Annotated in this window: 20 protein-coding genes and 1 tRNA gene; 9 read left to right on the forward strand and 12 right to left on the reverse strand. The window is 68.0% G+C overall.

The annotated features are described in order from the left end of the window. Positions 1-28: 28 nt before the first annotated feature. Complete coding sequence (locus IEX93_RS05720; protein ID WP_188847286.1) at positions 29-853, reverse strand: SDR family oxidoreductase; 825 nt, start codon at positions 851-853, stop codon at positions 29-31. Positions 854-905: 52 nt separating this feature from the next. Here IEX93_RS05720 and IEX93_RS05725 point away from each other — a divergent pair, with 52 nt between their 5' ends. Next, on the forward strand, positions 906-2,162 hold the full coding sequence (locus tag IEX93_RS05725; protein ID WP_188847287.1) for an alpha-hydroxy-acid oxidizing protein: 1,257 nt from the start codon (positions 906-908) through the stop codon (positions 2,160-2,162). Between the two features lie 43 nt (positions 2,163-2,205). On the opposite strand, the gene rplI is transcribed toward IEX93_RS05725, so the two are convergent. From rplI to IEX93_RS05765, 8 genes are all read right to left on the reverse strand, one after another. Beyond that, positions 2,206-2,649 (reverse strand): 50S ribosomal protein L9, encoded by a 444-nt coding sequence (gene rplI, locus IEX93_RS05730; RefSeq protein WP_188847288.1) that lies wholly within the window; start codon positions 2,647-2,649, stop codon positions 2,206-2,208. A 10-nt stretch (positions 2,650-2,659) separates the two neighbouring features. Beyond that, positions 2,660-2,926: a 30S ribosomal protein S18 gene (gene rpsR, locus IEX93_RS05735; RefSeq protein ID WP_188847289.1), complete on the reverse strand. Its 267-nt coding sequence runs from the start codon at positions 2,924-2,926 to the stop codon at positions 2,660-2,662. Then, entirely contained in the window at positions 2,923-3,723 is an 801-nt protein-coding gene (locus IEX93_RS05740; protein ID WP_188847290.1) for a single-stranded DNA-binding protein, read from the reverse strand. Before IEX93_RS05740 ends, rpsR begins: the two co-directional genes overlap by 4 nt. Before the next feature lie 9 nt (positions 3,724-3,732). Further along, positions 3,733-4,038: a 30S ribosomal protein S6 gene (rpsF, locus tag IEX93_RS05745; RefSeq protein ID WP_188847333.1), complete on the reverse strand. Its 306-nt coding sequence runs from the start codon at positions 4,036-4,038 to the stop codon at positions 3,733-3,735. A 94-nt stretch (positions 4,039-4,132) separates the two neighbouring features. Then, positions 4,133-4,208, reverse strand: a tRNA-Asn gene (locus IEX93_RS05750). A gap of 77 nt (positions 4,209-4,285) precedes the next feature. Then, the gene (locus IEX93_RS05755) at positions 4,286-5,638 is read right to left on the reverse strand and encodes an NAD(P)(+) transhydrogenase (Re/Si-specific) subunit beta (RefSeq protein WP_188847291.1); all 1,353 of its coding nucleotides are present in this window, start codon (positions 5,636-5,638) and stop codon (positions 4,286-4,288) included. Next, positions 5,638-5,940, reverse strand: a complete 303-nt coding sequence (locus IEX93_RS05760) for a proton-translocating transhydrogenase family protein (protein WP_188847292.1) — start codon at positions 5,938-5,940, stop codon at positions 5,638-5,640. Before IEX93_RS05760 ends, IEX93_RS05755 begins: the two co-directional genes overlap by 1 nt. After that, on the reverse strand, positions 5,940-7,067 hold the full coding sequence (locus tag IEX93_RS05765; protein ID WP_188847293.1) for an NAD(P) transhydrogenase subunit alpha: 1,128 nt from the start codon (positions 7,065-7,067) through the stop codon (positions 5,940-5,942). The genes IEX93_RS05760 and IEX93_RS05765 overlap by 1 nt, the downstream gene beginning before the upstream one ends. 164 nt (positions 7,068-7,231) lie before the next feature. On the opposite strand from IEX93_RS05765, the gene IEX93_RS05770 reads away from it, so the two are divergent. The 3 genes from IEX93_RS05770 to IEX93_RS05780 are packed head-to-tail and all read left to right on the forward strand — an operon-like array spanning position 7,232 to position 10,066. Further along, entirely contained in the window at positions 7,232-8,119 is an 888-nt protein-coding gene (locus IEX93_RS05770) for a DMT family transporter (RefSeq protein WP_188847294.1), read from the forward strand. After that, a complete protein-coding gene (locus tag IEX93_RS05775) occupies positions 8,116-8,928 on the forward strand; it encodes an EamA family transporter (protein WP_188847295.1) in 813 nt (270 codons plus the stop codon). Before IEX93_RS05770 ends, IEX93_RS05775 begins: the two co-directional genes overlap by 4 nt. A gap of 1 nt (position 8,929) precedes the next feature. Next, complete coding sequence (locus tag IEX93_RS05780; protein WP_188847296.1) at positions 8,930-10,066, forward strand: MFS transporter; 1,137 nt, start codon at positions 8,930-8,932, stop codon at positions 10,064-10,066. Here the strand turns inward: IEX93_RS05780 and IEX93_RS05785 are convergent. After that, positions 10,051-11,139, reverse strand: coding sequence for a Fic family protein (locus tag IEX93_RS05785; RefSeq protein WP_229906102.1), 1,089 nt, complete (start codon positions 11,137-11,139; stop codon positions 10,051-10,053). The two genes, IEX93_RS05780 and IEX93_RS05785, sit on opposite strands and share 16 nt — an antisense overlap. A gap of 109 nt (positions 11,140-11,248) precedes the next feature. On the opposite strand from IEX93_RS05785, the gene IEX93_RS05790 reads away from it, so the two are divergent. After that, positions 11,249-12,733: a YifB family Mg chelatase-like AAA ATPase gene (locus IEX93_RS05790; protein ID WP_188847297.1), complete on the forward strand. Its 1,485-nt coding sequence runs from the start codon at positions 11,249-11,251 to the stop codon at positions 12,731-12,733. On the opposite strand, the gene mgsA is transcribed toward IEX93_RS05790, so the two are convergent. Continuing rightward, a complete protein-coding gene (gene mgsA / locus IEX93_RS05795) occupies positions 12,730-13,107 on the reverse strand; it encodes a methylglyoxal synthase (RefSeq protein WP_188847298.1) in 378 nt (125 codons plus the stop codon). The genes IEX93_RS05790 and mgsA overlap by 4 nt on opposite strands. 22 nt (positions 13,108-13,129) lie before the next feature. Here mgsA and IEX93_RS05800 point away from each other — a divergent pair, with 22 nt between their 5' ends. From IEX93_RS05800 to IEX93_RS05815, 4 genes are read left to right on the forward strand one after another with little or no spacing between them, the layout of a single operon-like run. Beyond that, on the forward strand, positions 13,130-13,465 hold the full coding sequence (locus IEX93_RS05800; protein WP_188847299.1) for a nucleotide pyrophosphohydrolase: 336 nt from the start codon (positions 13,130-13,132) through the stop codon (positions 13,463-13,465). Positions 13,466-13,474: 9 nt separating this feature from the next. Beyond that, the gene (locus tag IEX93_RS05805; protein ID WP_188847300.1) at positions 13,475-14,377 is read left to right on the forward strand and encodes an ABC transporter ATP-binding protein; all 903 of its coding nucleotides are present in this window, start codon (positions 13,475-13,477) and stop codon (positions 14,375-14,377) included. Continuing rightward, a complete protein-coding gene (locus IEX93_RS05810; RefSeq protein WP_188847301.1) occupies positions 14,370-15,122 on the forward strand; it encodes an ABC transporter permease in 753 nt (250 codons plus the stop codon). Before IEX93_RS05805 ends, IEX93_RS05810 begins: the two co-directional genes overlap by 8 nt. After that, entirely contained in the window at positions 15,112-16,179 is a 1,068-nt protein-coding gene (locus tag IEX93_RS05815; protein ID WP_188847302.1) for a YbfB/YjiJ family MFS transporter, read from the forward strand. Before IEX93_RS05810 ends, IEX93_RS05815 begins: the two co-directional genes overlap by 11 nt. On the opposite strand, the gene IEX93_RS05820 is transcribed toward IEX93_RS05815, so the two are convergent. Further along, positions 16,176-17,711, reverse strand: a complete 1,536-nt coding sequence (locus IEX93_RS05820; protein WP_188847303.1) for a carboxypeptidase M32 — start codon at positions 17,709-17,711, stop codon at positions 16,176-16,178. The two genes, IEX93_RS05815 and IEX93_RS05820, sit on opposite strands and share 4 nt — an antisense overlap. Between the last annotated feature and the right edge of the window lie 60 nt (positions 17,712-17,771).

The following is a 17,771-nucleotide window of genomic DNA, read 5'->3' on the forward strand; positions in this document are numbered from 1 at the left end:
TTCTGGGGCCCCCACCGCGGTGGGGTACTTAAACCCCCAGAAACCGGGCCATAAGCCGGTCCCGCAAGGAAGTAGGTAGGAGGCGCAGAAGAAGGGTCTCCCGGGCCCTCCCGGGGTGGGCCACCAGGTAGCGGGCCTTCGGGCTTGGGCTTTCCAGGGCCTTTAGGACGGCCTCCGCCACCCTTTCCGGGGGGAGCCCCCTCTTGGCGCTCCTTTCCGCCACCTTCCGGGCCACCTCCAGGTAGCGGCCATAAACCCCTTCCGTCCCCGGGGGCGGGGGCTTGAGGTAGCCTTCGGCCCGCCTTAGGGAGCGCTCCCAGATGGGGGTGGCCACGGAGCCGGGCTCTACGAGGACCACCCGGACCCCGAAGGGCCGAAGCTCCACCCGAAGGGCGTCCGCCAGGGCCTCGAGGGCGAACTTGCTGGCGGCGTAGGGCCCCATGAGGGGCAGGGCCACAAGCCCCGAGACCGAGCCCATGAGGACCACCCGCCCCTTGGCCGCCCGCAGGTGGGGCAAGAAGGCCTGGACCGTGGCCAAGGCCCCGAGGACGTTCACCTCCAAAGCCTCCCGGAAGGCGGAAAGGGGCACGAGCTCCAAGGGCCCCGCCACGGCGATGCCGGCGTTGACCACAAGGCCGAAAAGCCCGGCGGGCACCGCCTCCGCCGCCCGCCTCAGGTCCTCCTCCCGGGTCACGTCCAGGAAAAGGGGCTCCACGCCAAGCCCCTTCAGGGCCTCGGCGTCCTCCGCCTTCCGCACCCCGCCCAAGACCCTGTAGCCCCTTTCGGCCAGAAGCCTTGCGGTGGCGAGGCCGATGCCGCTCCCCGCGCCGGTGATGAGGACCGCTCTTTCCATTTGCACCCAGTTTACGCCGGAGAAACAGGGTGGTAAAATCCCGGCCAAAGCCATGTTCGGCCGCCAGGTGCAGCAGGCCATCTACCTCAAGGGGCTCCTTGGGGAAAGGGCCCGGGTCCCCGTGCGCCCGGAGGGGCTCGAGGAAGCGGCCCAAAGGCGCATGTCCCCCGAGGCCTTCGCCTACGTGGCGGGCGGGGCCGGGGTGGAGTGGACCATGGAAGCGAACCGGGAGGCCTTCCGCCGCCTCCGCCTCTTCCCCAAAATGCTCCGGGGGGCCAAGCCCCCTAGCCTTAGGGTAGACCTCTGGGAGAGGGCCTGGGCCGCCCCCCTCTTCCTCGCCCCCATCGGGGTTTTAGAACTTGCCCACCCCTTGGCGGAGCTCGCCGCCGCAAGGGCCGCCGCCAGGAGGGGCCTTCCCTTCATGGTCTCCAACCAGGCCTCCTACCCCCTGGAGCGGGTGGTGGAGGCGGCCAAGGCGGTCAACCCCGAGGCCGTCGTCTTCTTCCAGCTCTACCACTCCACCGACCCCAAGGTGGTAAAAAGCTTCCTCCGGCGAGCCGAGGAAGCGGGGTGCGCCGGGGTGGTCCTTACCTTGGACACAGTGCAGCTTGGCTGGCGGCCAAGGGACCTGGACCTCGGCCACCTTCCCTTCCTCAAGGGACAGGGCCTGGCCATCTACCTCACGGACCCCGCCTTCCTGGAGGCTTTGGACGAGCCCCTGGAAGGCCCCGCCTTCCGCCCCAGGCCCACCCCCGCCCTCCTTAAGAACCTCCTCGCCCTAAGGCGGGCGGGAAGGCGCTTTGGGCTGAGCCTTTCCCAGATGCAAAAGGCGGTGCGCCGCTTCGTGGCCACCTACTCCTACCCGGAGCTTTCCTGGGACGACGTGGCCCGCCTGCGGGAGGCCACCTCCTTGCCCCTCCTCCTCAAGGGCATCCTCCGCCCCGAGGACGCCGCCCGAGGGGTGGCCCTGGGGGTGGACGGGATCTACGTCTCCAACCACGGGGGCAGGCAGGTGGACGGAAGCCTTGCCGCCCTCGAGGCCCTCCCCCAGGTGGTCCAGGCGGTGGAGGGAAAGGTCCCGGTCCTTTTGGATAGCGGCGTCCGCACCGGGGCGGACGTGGCCAAGGCCCTGGCCTTAGGGGCCAAGGCGGTGGGCCTCGGACGGCCCTACGTCTACGGCCTGGCCCTTGCGGGGGAGGAAGGGGTGGGGGCGGTTTTGGACCACCTCCTGGCGGAACTGGAGCTCACCCTGGCCCTTTCGGGGGTGGGAAGCCTAAAGGAGGTGGGCCCAGGCCTCCTAAAGCCTTAGGGCGGGGTCTTCCCCCGCCCTTTGCGGCCTGCCGGTCCTTGGCCTACTGGGCCACCACGCTCACCTTGAGCTGGATGGGGACCTCGGGGTGGGGCTTGTAGGTGAGGGTGTACTCCCCCAGCTCCTTGATGGGCCTTTCCAGCTGGAGGCGCTTGGGGTCAATGGTGATCCCGTGCTGGCGGGAAAGGGCCTCGGCGATGTCCTTGGCGGTGACGGAGCCGTAGATCTTGTTCTCCCCCGCCCGCACCGGGATGGTGAGGGTGAGGTTTTCCAGGATCTCCTTGAGCCTTTCCGCCTCCGCCTTGCGCTCCGCCAGGCGCTTGGCCTGGGCGCGGATCTTGGCCTCGAGGGCCTTCAGGTTGCTCTCCGTGGCCAGAACCGCCAGGCCCCGGGGCAGGAGGTAGTTCCGGGCGTAGCCGGGCTTCACGTCCACCACCTGCCCCACGTCGCCCAGGTTCTCCAGGGGCTCTAAGAGAATGACCTTCACGGCTCACCCCCTACTTCCGCACCAGCTTCTCGGTGAAGGGCAAAAGCCCTAGGATCCTCGCCCGCTTGATGGTCTTGGCCAGGATCCGCTGCTCCTTGGCGGAAAGCCCCGTACGGCGGCGGGGAAGGATCTTCCCCGTCTCCGACAGGAACCGCTTCAGCACCTCCACGTTCCGGTAGTCCCTGAGGTCAAACTCCCCCAGGGTGGCCTTGACCTTGGCCTTGCGGGAAGGGCGCTTCTGCGCCTCCTTCTTGGGTTTCGCGTTCTTCTCGCTCAAAACGGCAACTCCTCCTCCGGCGGAAAGTCTTCCAAGCCTTCGTCAATGTCCATCCCACCCGTCTGGTCCTTAGGGGGCTTGCTTCCGCCGGCCTGGGCAAGCCCACGGGTGGGGTGCTCCAGACGGAGCGCCTCCACACGGGTCTGGAAGCGGCGCTCCCCGTCGGAGCCCGTCCAGGAGTCGTTCACCAACCGGCCGATCACCAAAAGCCCGTCGCCTTTCCTAAGCTCCCCGGCCCACTCCGCCAGCTCGCGCCAGGCCTGAACCTCTATGAAGTGGGTTCTCTCCTCCTCAGGGGCCTGCCCCCGGCGGCGCTCGTTCACCGCCAGGCCGAGCCGCACCACCGCCGTCCCCTGAGGGGTGTAGCGCAGATCGGGGTCCCGGGTGAGGTTGCCCATGAGGATCACCTGGTTGAGGGCGCGGCGGAGGCGGGGCTGGTTTTTGGCGTCTTCCAGGGTCTCCCGTCCCCGGGCGTCCAGGGGGTCTATGAAGTCCGCCCGCACCTGGACCTCGCTCCGCTTCTCCCCGTCCCGCTCCCACTGGCGGTACTCTAGCCTTCCCTCCACGAAGAGGAGCTGGCCCCTTTCCAGGACATCCCCCCACATCTCCGCCTGGCGGCCCAAAAGCCGCACCCGGTGGTACCAAGGAATCTCCCGCTCCTGGCCGGTCTCGTCCGTGAGGGTATCCTGCCCCGCCAGGCTCAGATCCAAGATGGCCAACCCCCCCGGGGTGTAGCGCATGTCCGGGCGGTGGGTGAGGGTTCCGATCAAAAACACGCGGTTCAGGCCTCGCGCCATGGGAACAGTTTACGCGCTGACGGGGAAGGGCTCCTGGGACTTGACCACCATCACCCTACGAACGTTGTCGCGGACGCGGAGCTCCCGGGCCAGGTCGTTCACCCGGTCCTCGGGCATCTCCACCTGGTAGAAGAGGAAGTAGCCCTGGGGATCCTTGGCGATGGGGTAGGCCAGGCGACGGGTACCCCACTCCTCCACCTTAAGCACCTTCGCCCCGTAGGCCTCGAGGGCCTTCCCGATGATCTCCTTCTCCAGGGCGAGCTGGTTTGGGTCCAGGTTGGGGTTCAGAATGATGTTCACCTCGTACTTGCGCATCTCCACCTCCCTTCCGGGCCCGGCAGGCCGCACAAGCCTAGATTATAGCCCATGCCCTTCTAAAAGATCCAGGGCCCCCTCTGGGGGCCCCTTTTGGCTCCGCGGGCAGGATTCGAACCTGCGACCAACCGGTTAACAGCCGGCCGCTCTACCAGCTGAGCTACCGCGGACCGACCGCAGGAAGCACTATACCAAGCCTTCCCCCAAGCGTCAAGGGAAAGGCCCCGGGATGCCCGGGGCCTCCTCCCTAAAGCTTCTTCAGGGCCTGGGTGAGCTGGGTCAGGACCTGCTGGGCGTCCCCGTAGAGCATCCGGGTGTTGTCGGCGTAGAAGAGCTCGTTCTCCACCCCGGCGAAGCCCTTCCCCTGCCCCCGCTTGATGACGATGACGTTCTTGGCCTTGTCCACGTCCAGGATGGGCATGCCGTAGAGGGGGCTCCCGGGGCGGCGGGCGGCGGGGTTCACCACGTCGTTGGCCCCGATGACCACCGCCACGTCCACCGTGGGAAACTCGGGGTTGATCTCCTCCAGGTCCTTGAGCTTGTCGTAGTCCACCCCGGCCTCGGCCAGAAGGACGTTCATGTGCCCCGGCATCCGTCCCGCCACCGGGTGGATGGCGAACTTCACCTCCACCCCCCGGGCCTCGAGGAGATCCGCCAGCTCCTTCACCTTGTGCTGCGCCTGGGAGAGGGCCATGCCGTAGCCGGGGACGAAGACCACCTTGTTGGCGTAAGCCAGCATGACGGCGGCGTCCTCCACGTCAATGGGCTTGAGGCTCCCCTTGACCTCGCCCGCCTCCTGCTCCACGCCAAAGCCCCCCACCAGGACGCTCCACACGGAGCGGTTCATGGCCCTCGCCATGAGCACGGTGAGGAGGGTGCCCGCCGCCCCCACCAGGGTGCCCGCCACCATGAGGGCCGGATTTCCCACAGCGAAGCCCTCAAAACCCACCGCTATCCCGGTGAAAGCGTTATAGAAGGAGATGGCCACGGGCATGTCCCCCCCGCCGATGGGCAGGGTCATGAGGACGCCGAAGAGAAGGGCCAGGAGGAAGAAGAGGACGATGCTCGCCGTGGCGTCGTTCCAAAGGAGGGAAAGCCCGAGCACAACGGTGAGGGCCAGGGCCAGGGCGTTCACCACCTTCTGCCCAGGGAAGAGGATGGGGCGGCTTCGCATGATCCCCTGGAGCTTGGCGAAGGCGATGAGGCTTCCCGTGAAGGCCACGCTCCCGATGAGCCCGCCCAGGATGGCCAGGGCCATAAGCCCGGTGTTCTCAAAAGCCCCCTTCAAAAGCTCCACCGCGGCGATGGTGGCGGCCGCCCCACCCCCCATGCCGTTGTAGATGGCCACCATCTGGGGCATGTCCGTCATGGCCACCTTCACCGCCGCCCACCAGGCCACCGCCGAGCCCAGGAGCAAGGCCAGGAGCATGAGGCCGAAGTTTCCCATCCCCGGCCAGAAGAAGGTGGCCAAAACGGCCAAGACCATGCCAAAGCCCGCCCAGACGATGCCGCTTTTGGCGGTGGTGGGGTGGGCCATGCGCTTTAGCCCCACGATGAAGAGGATGGCCACCACGAAGTAGGCCGCCTGGATGAGGTCCATTACTGACCACCCCCCTTGCCGGGCTTCTTCTCAAACATCTCCAGCATGCGCACCGTGACCGCATACCCCCCGGCGGCGTTGGCCGCCCCCAGGATCACCCCCAGGAAGCCGATGGCCTTTTCCAAGCCCGTCTCCGCGTGGCCCAGGACCACCATGGCCCCCACCACCACCACCCCGTGGATGAAGTTGGACCCGGACATGAGGGGGGTGTGAAGGATCACGGGCACCCGGGTGATGAGCTCATAGCCCAAAAAGGCGGTGAGCACGAAGATGTAAAGCGCCGACCAGAAGCCGAACTCCATCACGCACCTCCCAGAAGGGCCTTGGTGGGCCCGTGCAGGATCTCCCCTTCCCGCATGAGAAGGGCCCCCTGGATGATCTCGTCCTCCCACTTAGGGGCGAACTCCCCTTTTTCTATGAGGAGGCCGGAGAGGTTGAAGAGGTTCTTGGCGTACATCTCCGAGGCGTGGACGGAAAGCTCGCTCGGCAGGTTCAAGGGGCCAAAGATCCGCACCCCCCGCACCTCCACCAGTTCCCCGGGTTTGGTGAGAACGCAGTTGCCCCCACTCTCGGCGGCCAGGTCCACCACCACGGTCCCGGGCTTGAGTCTCTCCACCATGTCCTCGGTGAGGAGGATGGGGGCCCGGCGGCCCGGCACCTGGGCGGTGGTGATGAGGACCTCCATCCCCGCCACGTGCTCCCTTAGGGCCTCGTGCTGGATGCGCTTTTCCTCCTCGGTGAGCTCCCGGGCGTAGCCCCCTTCCCCTTCGGCGCTGATGGGAAGCTCAATGGGCTTGGCCCCCAGGGAAACCGCCTGCTCCACCGCCGCCTTGCGCACATCGTAAGCGAAAACCTGGGCCCCCAGGCGCTTGGCGGTGGCGATGGCCATGAGCCCCGCCACCCCCACCCCCATGACCATCACCTTGGCGGGGCGGATGGTGCCCGCCGCCGTGGTGAGCATGGGGAAGAACCGGGGGGAAAGCCTGGCGGCGTGGACCGCCGCCAGGTACCCCGCCACCGTGGCCTGGCTGGAGAGGGCGTCCATGCTCTGGGCCCGGGTGATGCGGGGGATGAGCTCCATGGCGATCACCGTGGCCTTCTTCGCCTGCAGGGCCCGCACCAGCTCCAGGTTCTTATGGGCCTGAACGAAGCCCACCACGATGGCCCCGGGCTCGAGGGCCCCGATCAGGTCCTCCGGGGGGGGCTGGACGGTAAAGAGGAGGTTGGCCCCCTTTAGGAGCTCCCCTCGCTCCACCACCTCCGCCCCCGCCTCCTGGTAGGCGGCGTCCGGGTGGTAGGCGCCCTCCCCGGCGCCCCGCTCCACCCGCACCCGGGCCCCGCCCTTCACCAGGCGGGCCACCACCTCGGGCACCAGGGCCACCCTGCGCTCTCCTGGAGCCCTTTCCTTGGGAACCGCGATGGTTACCATAGGACCTCCTCTGGGGGAAGTATACCAGCCGAGGTAAGGACGCCTGCTTTCCGCCTCGGCCGCGCTCTACACCACTCCGAAAGGAGAGCTACACTTCCTGTACCGCAAAGAAAAAACCCCCACCTGGCCTTCCCGAAAGCACCTCCCCGTGGAAAAATACCGCCATGCGCCCCTCCGGGCCCAAGATCGCCGCCGTGCTCCTCGTGGGCATCCTGGCCATCAGCTTCGGCAGCATCCTGGTGCGGCTCGCCCTTCAGGCCGCCCAGGACCGAAGCCTCGCCTTCAGCCTGGTGATGAGCGCCGGGCGCCTGGGTTTGGCCGCGCTTCTCCTGGCCCCGGGCTGGACGAGGCCCCTAGGAAGCCGGGCCGGGCTTCCCTTCGCCGCGGCCGCCGGGGCCTTCCTCGCCCTCCACTTCGCCTTCTGGATCACCTCCCTCTCCTACACCTCCGTGGCGGCCAGCACCGCCTTGGTGACCACGAACCCCGTCTGGGTCACCCTTTTCGGCTGGGTCTTCTTCGGGGAAAGGCCCTCGGGAACCACCCTCTTAGGGGTGGGCGTGGCCCTTCTCGGGGGGCTTCTCATCGGGCTTGGGGACGCCGGGGAGGGCAAGGGGACCAACCCCCTCCTCGGGGACCTCCTGGCGGTTTTGGGGGCGGTGGCCGTCTCCTTTTACTTCCTCTTGGGACGGGAAGCCCAGCGCAAAGGGCTTTCCACCCTGGAGTACGTCCGGGTGGCCTACACCGTGGCGGCCCTCCTCCTCCTCCCCCTCCCCTACCTCTTCGGCGGCGGGTACGGGGGGTATCCCTTGGCGGTCTACGCCTACATCCTCCTCATGGCCCTCCTGCCCCAGCTGGTGGGCCACACCAGCTTCAACTGGGCCACGCGGCACATCCCCCCGGTCCTAGTCACCCTGGCCATCCTCTTTGAACCCGTGGGGGCAAGCCTCCTGGCCTTCCTCCTCTTCGGGGAGCTCCCCGGGGTGCAGGTCCTCCTCGGGGCTTTGGTCCTCCTCCTGGGGGTGGGCCTGGCGGTGGTGGGGGGTAGGCGGTGAGCTACGTGGCCCTGGCGGCCCTGCTTTGGGGGCTTGGGGGGGCCTTGGCGGGGCGGTTCATGCGGGAGATCCCCCCCGAGGTCCTCATCCCCTTGCGCTTTCTCCTGAGCTTCCTCCTCCTTTTCCCCCTGGTCCTGAGGCACCCCCCCTCCCGGGCGGAAGGCCCCAGGCTCCTAAGGGTGGGGCTTGCCCTCTCCGGGGCCCAGGCCTTTTACTACCTGGCCATCCACGCCACCACCGTGGCCACGGGGATCTTCCTCCAGTACCTGGCCCCTTCCCTCCTCACCCTCTACGCCCTCCTCAAGGGGGAGAGGCTTCCCGGGCGGGCGCTTTTTGGAGTGGGGCTCGCCCTCCTGGGCGCCTACTTCCTGGTGGTGGGCCCTGAGGGGCTTAAGGGCGGGGCGGTGGGGCTCGCCTTCGGGCTCCTTTCCGCCCTCTCCTTCGCCCTTTACGCCGCCTTCTCCCACGGGCTCAAGACCCCGGCCTTCGTGGCCTTGGGGGTAGCCACGGGGGTGGGGGCGCTCCTCTCCCTGCCGGTCCTCCTCGCCCACCTGGCGGAGGTCATGGCCCTAAGCCCGTCCCAGTGGGGGGCGGTGGCCTACCTGGTCACCCTGGGCACCGTGGTGCCCTTCGGCCTCTTCCTCATGGGGGTGCGGACCCTCCCGGCCCGCACCGCCACCCTGGTGGCCATGCTGGAGCCGGTGGCGGGGGCCCTCTTCGCCTGGCCCCTGGCGGGGGAGCCCATCCAGCCCTTGGGGTTTTTGGGAGGAGTCCTTATCCTGGTGGGAGTAGGGCTCAACCGGAGGTGATATGGCGGCGCGGGTTTTCCTTCTCTTCACCCTGGGGTATTTCCTCTCCTACTTCTACCGTTCGGCCAACGCGGTCCTCGCCAGGGACCTCTCCCAGGAGCTGGGCTTGGGGCCGGCGGAGCTCGGCTTCATGACGAGCCTCTTCTACCTGGCCTTCGCCGCGGCCCAGCTCCCCCTGGGGGGGCTTTTGGACCGGGTGGGGCCCCGGACCGTCACCCCGGCCCTCCTTCTGGTGGCGGCTTTGGGGAGCGTGGTCTTCGGCCTCGCCCAAAGCTTCCCCGTTTTGGCCCTGGGCCGGGCCCTGATCGGAGTGGGGATGGCGGCGGCCCTCATGGGTTCCCTGAAGGCCTTTAGCCTCTGGTTCCCCAAAAACTACGCCACGGTATCCACCCTCCTGGTGGGCCTCGGGGCCACAGGGGGGCTCGTGGCGGCCACCCCCTTGGCCCTCCTAAAGGAAACCCTGGGCTGGCGGGGGGTCTTTCTCCTGGGGGCTTTGGTGGTGGTCCTGGTGGCCCTGGCCATCTACCTAGGGGTGCGGAACACCCCTCCCGGCGTCCCTTGGCCCAAGGCGCGGGAGGAAGGGGGGTTTGGGGAGGTCCTCCGCAACGGGAGGCTTCTAAAGGTGGCCTTTTTGGCCTTCGCCTTCACCGGGTGCTTCCTCGCCCTCCAGACCCTCTGGGCCGGGGGCTACGCCTACCATCTGGGCCTCACCGCCCTGGAGGTGGGCAACCTCCTTTTCCTCTACTCGGGGGGAGCGGTTTTGGGCTTCCTCGTTTCCGGCTACCTGGCGGACCGCTTTGGGACGGCCCGGGTCCTCCTTTTCGCCGCCCTCTTCTTCGCCCTGGGCCTCGCCCTGCTTCTCCTTAAGCTCCTCGTCCTGGCCTACCTCTTCCTAGGCTTCTTCGGGGCCTTCAACATCCTCACCCTCACCCAGGCCCGGGAGCTGGTCCCTTCCCACCTGGTGGGCCGGGGCACCACCTTGGTGAACCTCTTCGGCATTGGGGGGACCTTCCTCCTGCAGTGGGGCATCGGGGTGGCGGTGGGGGCCTTGGGGTACGGGGCGGCCTTTCTTGGGCTTTTGGGGCTTCTGTTCCTGGCCCTTTTCCTCTACCTGCCCCTCCTTCAAAACTCCGGGTGAAAGAGAAGCCGCCCCATCCTGGCCACCCGTTCGGTCCAGTCGGGCCGAGGAGGAGGAAGGCTTGGGGGAAGGACCGGAGGCCGCTCCCTTGTGCCTAAGAAAAGCCAGGGGTGGGAAAAAAGCCGCCTCGGCCCGGAACGGTAGACCAGAAGCCGGCCCCGGCCAACCCACACGTAAAGCTGGGGCCGGGAAACCCCAAGGGCACGCGCCACCTCGTCCAGGGGCATAAGGTCCTGCCATTGCGTCAGGGCTAAAGCGGCGGTCCTCTCCAACCGGAGGAGGAGGGCCTCCCCCAGAAGGGAGGCCAGGGGCACCCAGTCCCCCAGGTCCAAAGACCGGATAAGGGCCAGAGGTTCAGGAGGGGGAAACCGGTCCTGCAAGCCACGGTCCGCCCTTTCCAGGGCCTGGTAGTACCGCCTCCGGTCCGCCTCATCCAGGCCCTTAACCACCAAGGGGGGAAAGCCGAGGCGGATGACCAAGTAGTTGAGGAGCAGGCGGCCCACCCGCCCGTTCCCATCCCGGTAAGGGTGGATGGCCTCAAAAAGGGTGTGGATCTTGGCTATGGCCTCCAGGAAGTCCCGCTCCTGCAAAAGGGTCTGGGCCACCCGCACAAAGGCCCTGAGGTACTCCGTGGCCTCGAGGGGAGGGATGACCTTGGCCCCTTGGATGCGGCGTTCCAGACCGTCTGCGGGCCTGCCCCGCTCCCGTTCCAGGGGCGTCTCCCTGAAAAGCTGGCCGTGGATGTTGTTGATAAAGGCTAGGTCCAGATGCCAGATCCCTTCCTGAGCGTCCTGGAGAGCCTGCTCGTACACGAACTGGGCAGTTCGGAAATAGTTGAAAACCTCCACCGACCCTTTGCGGCCCTTGAGCACCTGGCGCAACTCCCGCTCGTCAGCGAAATGACCTTCTATGGCCAAGGAGTGGCGGGTGTCCTCCTGGAGCATATACAACCACTCCCCGTTGGCCACCTGGATAAGGTCTAGCTTCATCCCGCCGAAGCGGTCCAAAAGAACCCGCCGCTCTTCCAGAGCCCGGCGGATTTTGTTATATGCCCTCTTGGTATCCTCCTTCACCTCTGGCCATTATAGCCCCATATGAAGCCCACAAACTTCCCTTCACACGGCATGATAGTCAAACGGCCCTACCCCCGAGCAACTAACGGGTTTATGGTAAACTTCTTCCATGCTGGCCCAGGTGCGAAGCTACGCCCTCCTCGGCCTGGACGCCATTCCCGTCACCGTGGAGGTGGACGTTAGCCCGGGGCTTCCCACCTACGCCCTGGTGGGCCTGCCCGACAAGGCGGTGGAGGAAAGCCGCGAAAGGGTGCGGGCGGCCCTGAAAAACGCCGGCTTCCCCTACCCCCAGGCCCGGGTGGTGGTGAACCTGGCCCCGGCGGAGCTCAGGAAGGAGGGGAGCCACTTTGACCTGCCCATCGCCTTGGGGCTCCTCGCGGCCCAAGGGGTGGTGCCCCTGGAGGCCCTTTCGCCCTTCGCCGTGGCCGGGGAGCTGGGCCTAGACGGGAGCCTAAGGCCCGTCCCGGGGGCGGTGAACCTGGCCCTGGGGGCCCTAAGGGAGGGGAAAAAGCTCCTCCTGCCCCTGGAGAGCGCCAAGGAGGCGGCCTTGGTGGAGGGGGTGGCGGCCCACGGGGCCAAGACCCTGGAGGAGGCGGTGGCCTTCCTGCGGGGGGAGAAGGACTTGGGGGAAGCGGTCCCCGAGGAGGGCCTCGAGGCTTTGGAGGTTTTGGACCTGAGGGACGTGAAGGGGCAGGCCAAGGCCAAAAGGGCCTTGGAGATCGCGGCGGCGGGCTTCCACCACCTCCTCATGGTGGGAAGCCCGGGCTCGGGGAAGACCATGCTGGCAAGGCGCCTCCCCTTCCTCCTCCCGCCCCTCTCCCGGGAGGAGGCCCTCGAGGTCACCCGCATCCACTCCGCCGCCGGCAAGCCCGTGCGGGGCCTCATCCGCACGCCCCCCTTCCGCGCCCCCCACCACACGGTGAGCTACGCCGGCCTCATCGGGGGCGGGGCCATCCCCAAGCCCGGGGAGGTCTCCTTGGCCCACCGGGGGGTGCTCTTTTTGGACGAGTTCCCGGAGTTTTCCCGGGAGGTCCTCGAGGCCCTGCGCCAACCCCTGGAGGACGGGGTGGTCACCGTGGCCCGGGCCCGGGCGAGCCTCACCTTCCCCGCCCGCTTCCTCCTGGTGGCGGCCATGAACCCCTGCCCCTGCGGCTGGCACGGGGACCCGGAACGCCCCTGCACCTGCACCCCCGCCGCCCAGAAGCGCTACGCTGGAAGGATCTCGGGGCCCCTCCTGGACCGCTTTGACCTGGTGGTGGAGGTGCCCCGCCTCACCCCCAAGGAGCTCGTCCACGCCCCGGAAGGAGAGCCCACGGAGGCGGTACGCACCAGGGTCCTAAGGGCCCGGGAAAGGATGCTCGCCCGCCAGGGGAAGCCCAACGGGGAGCTTGCGGGAAGGGCCCTAAGGGAGCACGCCCGCCCCACCCCACCGGCCGAGGCCCTCCTCCAGGAGGCGGCCAAGCGGATGCTCCTTTCCGCCCGGAGCTACGACCGGATCCTCCGGGTGGCCCGCACCGTGGCCGACCTCATGGGGGCGGAGCGGGTGGAGGAGGCCCACGTGGCCGAGGCCTTGGCCTACCGCCGAAGCCTTTAGCCCAGAAGGGAGGTAAGCCAAGGGACCAGGGCCTCCGCCGCCTGGGGGTTGGTGGCCAGGGGCACCCCGTGGACGTCGCAGACCCTAAGGAGGGCCTGGACGTCGGGCTCGTGGGGCTGGGCGGTGAGGGGGTCGCGGAAAAAGAGGACCGCTAGGATCCTGCCCTCCGCCACCCGGGCCCCCATCTGCTGGTCCCCGCCCAAAGGGCCCGAGAGGAGCCTTTCCACCGCAAGCCCCGTGGCCTCGGCGATGCGCTTCCCCGTGGTCCCCGTGGCCACCAGGGGGAAGCGGGCGAGGAGTTCCCGGTGCTTCAGGCAAAAGGCCACCATGGCCTCCTTCTTGGCATCGTGGGCGATGAGGGCTAGGGCCTTCATGGGGGCATTGTACGCTTGGGGCATGGAGCCCCTCACCTTCAAGGAGGCGCAACGGCAGGTGGACGCCTGGATCTCCCGGTTCCAGGAAGGCTACTTCCCTCCCCTTCTGATGCTGGCCCGCCTGGCGGAGGAGCTCGGGGAGGTGGCCCGGGTCCTGGCCCACCGCCACGGCAAGAAGCCCAAGCCGGGGGAGGTGGAAGGGGACCTGGCGGAGGAACTCGCCGACCTCCTCTTCGTCCTCATCTCCCTGGCCAACCGGGAGGGCATTGACCTGGAGGAGGCCTTCCGCAAGGTCATGGCCAAGTACGAGGCCCGGGACCGGGACCGCTGGAGCCCCAAGCACCCCCCGGGCCCTTAGAATGACGCCATGGAACCCCTCCTGGTGGCCCAGGGCCTGGCCAAGCGCTTCGGGACCCTCGAGGCGGTGCGGGGAGTGAGCCTTGCCCTCTGCCCCGGGGAGATCCTGGCCTTTTTGGGCAAAAACGGCGCCGGCAAGACCACCACGGTGAAGATGCTTTCGGGCCTCCTCCTGCCCGATGGGGGAAGCGTGCGCCTTTTGGGCCAAGACCCCTTCCGAAACCCAGGGGCCCTCCGCCACCTGGGGGCGGTCCTGGAGGGGAACCGCAACACCTACTGGCGCCTCACCCCCCTGGAGAACCTGGTCTACTTCGGCGTGGCCCGGGGGCTAAGGCTTTTCCAGGCCCGAAGGCGGGCCATGGTCCTCCTGGAGGAGTACGGCCTTCTGGAGAAGGCCCACACCGAGGTGCGCCACCTCTCCCGGGGCATGCAACAGAAGCTGGCCCTCCTCCAGGCCCTCGTCCACGACCCCGAGGTCCTCCTCTTGGACGAGCCCACCCTAGGCCTGGACGTGGAGACCGCCTTGCGGGTCCAGGAGAAGGTGCGGGCCCTGGCCCAAGGGGGCAAGGCCATCCTCCTCACCACCCACCAGATGGAGGTAGCCGAGGCCCTGGCCCACCGCATCGCCATCATCCACCGGGGGAGGATCGTCCTCGAGGGGACCAAAGGGGAGATCCTCGCCCGCTTCGCCGGAAACCACTACGTGTTGGAGCTGGAAACCCCCCCACCCCAAGAGGTCCTAAGCCGCCTCCGGGCCTTGGGGGTGGAAGGGGAGGGCCCTTTCCTTTACAGGGGGGACGGGGAGGGGCTTTGGCGGGTTCTGGAGGCCCTAAAGCCCCTGCCCCTCAAGCGGGTGGCCCGGGCGGAGGCGGACCTATTGGAGGTATTCCTCAAGGTGGTGGAGCATGCTTGACCTCTTCCTGGTGGAGCTTTGGCGGAGCCTCCTCATGCTCCGACGCTACCCCTTAGAGCTCCTGGGGGCCGTGGTCACCTTGAGCCTCATCTTCTACCTGCTCTTCCTGGGAGCGCGGTTTTTGGCGGGGCCAGGGGCCGAGTTTGGAGGGAAGCTCGAGGCGGTCTTGGTGGGCTACCTTCTTTGGACCTTCACCCTGGGCGCCTACAACGGCCTCGCCTTCGGCCTCACGGAGGAGGCCCAGACGGGCACCTTAGAGCAGGTCTTCCTCACCCCCTATGGCCCCATACCCCTTTTCCTGGTGCGCAACCTAGCGGAGCTTTTGGGCCACGCCCTTTTGGTCCTCCTGGTGGCCCTTTGCCTCATGCCCCTCACCGGGGCTAAGCTCGCCTTTCCCCCCCTCGTGATCCTTCCCTTCCTGGCGGTGCTCCTGGGAGGCTACGGCCTGGGCTTCGCCGTGGGAAGCCTCGCCCTTCTCTACAAACGGGTGGGGCAGCTTCTGGGGCTTTCCCAGTTCCTCCTCCTCTTCCTCCTTCAGGCCCCCGGAGAAGGCCTCTTCGCCCTCTTGCCCCTAACCCCCGGGGCCGCTTTGGCCCGGGAGATGATGGCGGAAGGGGCCCCCCTTAGGCCCTGGGCCCTCCTCCTCGCCTGCCTCAACGGCGGGGCCTACCTGGGGCTAGGCCTTATCCTCTTCGCCCAGGCGGTGCGCCGGGCCAAGGCCACGGGGCTCCTCCATGGGTACTAGGGCCCTCCTCCTGGCCTTGGGGCCGGCGGCGGCCCTAGGGCTTGGGCGGTTCGCCTACGCCCTGGCCCTCCCCTTGATGCTCCAAGCCTGGGGGCTTTCCTACGCCCAAGGGGGGCTTTTGGGAAGCGCCAACACCTTGGGCTACCTCCTGGGGGCGCTTGTAAGCCACCGCCTCCTGGGGCGGGTGGGCTACCGGAAGGGGTTCTTCCTGGCCCTCTTCCTCCAGGTCCCCCTCCTCGGCCTCACCGGGGCCTTCGGCTACGCCCCCGCCCTGGCCTTAAGGCTTCTGCAAGGGGTCCTCGGGGCCTGGGTCTTCGTGGGCGGGGCCGCCCTCCTCATGGCCCTGGGGGGCTCGGGGAGGGCCCTTGGGGCCTACTACGGCGGCGTGGGGCTTGGGCTTCTCCTAAGCCCCTGGCTTTTCCTTGGGGTCCGGGACCCCCTCGAGGCCTGGGTCCGGCTGGGCCTGGGGGCGGGGGTTCTAGGGCTTCTCGCCCTCCCCGCCCTCCCCCTCCTCCAAGAGCCCCCGCCCCCGGCCCGGGGGGAAGGGAACCTAAGGCCCATCGGCCGCCTCCTCCTGGCCTACGGCCTCTACGGGGCCGGGTACATCGGCTACATGACCTTCGTCACCACGGCGGTGGAAAGCTGGACCCTCCTTTTCACCCTTCTCGGGGCCTCCGCCCTCCTCACAGGGGTGGTCTGGGGACCCTGGGTGGAGCGGGTGGGGGGAAGGCGGGGGCTTTTCCACGTCCTCCTGGTGCTCTTCTTGGGAAGCCTCCCCCCCTTGGCCCAGAAGCTTCCCGCCCTAAGCGCCCTCCTCTTCGGCCTCTCCTTTTTAGGGGTGATCACCGCCCTCACCCAGGCCTTCCGGGCCCTCCTTCCCCCCTCCGCCTGGCCCGGGGCCATGGGGCTTTCCACGGCGGCCTTCGCCCTGGGGCAGGCTTTGGGGCCGGCGGTGGCTGGGTTCTTCGCCGAGATGGCGGGCCAAGGGGAGGGGGCGCTTTGGGCGGCCAGCGCCCTTCTCCTCTTGGCCCTCCTTTCCCTTTGGCCCAGGGGCTAGAGGCCGTAAAGCCGGGCGAACTTCCTCTCCAGGTAGTCCAGGAAGGCCCGGGCGCTTGGAGGCTCCCCGGTCACCCGCTCCACCAGGGCCTTGGGGCGGAAGCGGCTCCCCTCGGCGTGGATCCTCTTCCGGCTCCAGTCCAGGAAGGGGCGGAACTCCCCTTGGGCGAAGAGGGGCTCCAGGGGGCCAAGCTCCGCCTCCGCCTTCTGGAAGAACTGGGCGGCGTAGAGGTTGCCCAGGGTGTAGGTGGGGAAGTAGCCGAAAAGCCCCCCCGCCCAGTGCACGTCCTGCATGACCCCGTCCTTGTAGTCCTTGGGGGCCACCCCCAGGTAGGCCCAGTACTTCTCCGCCCAGGCCCCGGGGAGGTCCTCGAGGCCAAGCTCCCCCCGGAAAAGGGCGAGCTCCAGCTCCAGGCGCACCAGGATGTGGAGGTTGTAGGTGACCTCGTCCGCTTCCACCCGGATAAGAGAGGGCTCCACGGCGTTGATGGCGAAGTGGAAATCCTGGAGGCGCACGTCCCTTAGGCTGGCGAAGACCTCCTTGGCCCGGGGGAAGAAGCGCTCCCAGAAGCCCAGGGAGCGGCCCACCAGGTTCTCCCAGGTGCGGCTTTGCGACTCATGGACCCCCAAGGAGACCGCCTCGCCCCTCGGGGTGCCCCAGTGCTCCTTGGGCAGGCCCTGCTCGTAGAGGGCGTGGCCCATCTCGTGGAGGGTGCCGAAGATCCCGGCGTTGAAGAAGTCCTCGTAGTAGCGGGTGGTGATGCGCACGTCCCCGGGGCCGATGGCGATCTCAAAGGGGTGGGCGGTGGGGTCTAAGCGGCCGGCCTCGAGGTCGTACCCGCAGGCCGCAAGGAGTTCCAGGGCGAAGGCCCTCTGCGCCTCCTGGGGGTAGGGGCGGTGGAGGATGCCCGTGTCCGGGCGCTTTGGGCTTCCCAGGATGCGGTCAAGAAGCCCCTTGAGGCCCTCCTTGAGCTCCTGGAAAAGGGGAAGAAGCTCCTTCGCCCGCATCCCGGGCTCGTACCCGTCCAGGAGGGCGTCATAGGGCTCCCCGTAGGGCGGGTCCCCCGGGGCCGGGGGGAGGCCGGAAAGGATCTCCGCCTTCTCCTTGGTGAGGGCGAAGACCCGCCTGAGGTAGGGCAGGAAGCCCCGCCAGTCGTCCTTGGGCCTCGCCTCCTCCCAGAAGCTTTCGCTCTCGCTTTCCGCCTGGGCCAGTTCCACGGCGAGCCTTTCGGGGATGGCCCGGGCGCGCTCGTAGGCCTGGCGCCACTCCCGCACGTTCACGGCGGCGTCGGAAAGGGGGTCTTGCACCAGGCTAGACCCCTCCACTTTCTCCAGCCACTCCCCGATCCTGGGATCGGTGGTGCGCTGGTGGAGGAGCCGGGCCAGGGCGGCCATCTGCCGGGCCCGGTGCTCGTGCCCTTTGCGGGGAATCATGGTGCGCTGGTCCCAGGCGGCCAAGGCCCCCAAGGAAGCGAGATAGGCGGTCTCCCTCTGGAACTCCAAAAGGTTTTGGTAAGCGGTCTCCGGCGTCACGGGGCTATCTTACTCCAGCCCCGTGAAAACCTGGTGGAAGAAGCCCTCCTTCCCCGTAAA

The sequence above is a fragment of the Thermus composti genome (assembly GCF_014647535.1).
GTDB lineage: Bacteria > Deinococcota > Deinococci > Deinococcales > Thermaceae > Thermus > Thermus composti.

Coding starts and splice junctions, on each gene's coding strand:
- IEX93_RS05720 (WP_188847286.1), bottom strand. CDS start 853: ATGGAAAGAGCGGTCCTCATCACCGGCGCGGGGAGCGGCATCGGCCTC.
- IEX93_RS05725 (WP_188847287.1), top strand. CDS start 906: ATGTTCGGCCGCCAGGTGCAGCAGGCCATCTACCTCAAGGGGCTCCTT.
- IEX93_RS05740 (WP_188847290.1), bottom strand. CDS start 3,723: ATGGCGCGAGGCCTGAACCGCGTGTTTTTGATCGGAACCCTCACCCAC.
- rpsF (WP_188847333.1), bottom strand. CDS start 4,038: ATGCGCAAGTACGAGGTGAACATCATTCTGAACCCCAACCTGGACCCA.
- IEX93_RS05755 (WP_188847291.1), bottom strand. CDS start 5,638: ATGGACCTCATCCAGGCGGCCTACTTCGTGGTGGCCATCCTCTTCATC.
- IEX93_RS05760 (WP_188847292.1), bottom strand. CDS start 5,940: ATGGAGTTCGGCTTCTGGTCGGCGCTTTACATCTTCGTGCTCACCGCC.
- IEX93_RS05765 (WP_188847293.1), bottom strand. CDS start 7,067: ATGGTAACCATCGCGGTTCCCAAGGAAAGGGCTCCAGGAGAGCGCAGG.
- IEX93_RS05770 (WP_188847294.1), top strand. CDS start 7,232: ATGCGCCCCTCCGGGCCCAAGATCGCCGCCGTGCTCCTCGTGGGCATC.
- IEX93_RS05780 (WP_188847296.1), top strand. CDS start 8,930: ATGGCGGCGCGGGTTTTCCTTCTCTTCACCCTGGGGTATTTCCTCTCC.
- IEX93_RS05790 (WP_188847297.1), top strand. CDS start 11,249: ATGCTGGCCCAGGTGCGAAGCTACGCCCTCCTCGGCCTGGACGCCATT.
- mgsA (WP_188847298.1), bottom strand. CDS start 13,107: ATGAAGGCCCTAGCCCTCATCGCCCACGATGCCAAGAAGGAGGCCATG.
- IEX93_RS05800 (WP_188847299.1), top strand. CDS start 13,130: ATGGAGCCCCTCACCTTCAAGGAGGCGCAACGGCAGGTGGACGCCTGG.
- IEX93_RS05805 (WP_188847300.1), top strand. CDS start 13,475: ATGGAACCCCTCCTGGTGGCCCAGGGCCTGGCCAAGCGCTTCGGGACC.
- IEX93_RS05810 (WP_188847301.1), top strand. CDS start 14,370: ATGCTTGACCTCTTCCTGGTGGAGCTTTGGCGGAGCCTCCTCATGCTC.
- IEX93_RS05815 (WP_188847302.1), top strand. CDS start 15,112: ATGGGTACTAGGGCCCTCCTCCTGGCCTTGGGGCCGGCGGCGGCCCTA.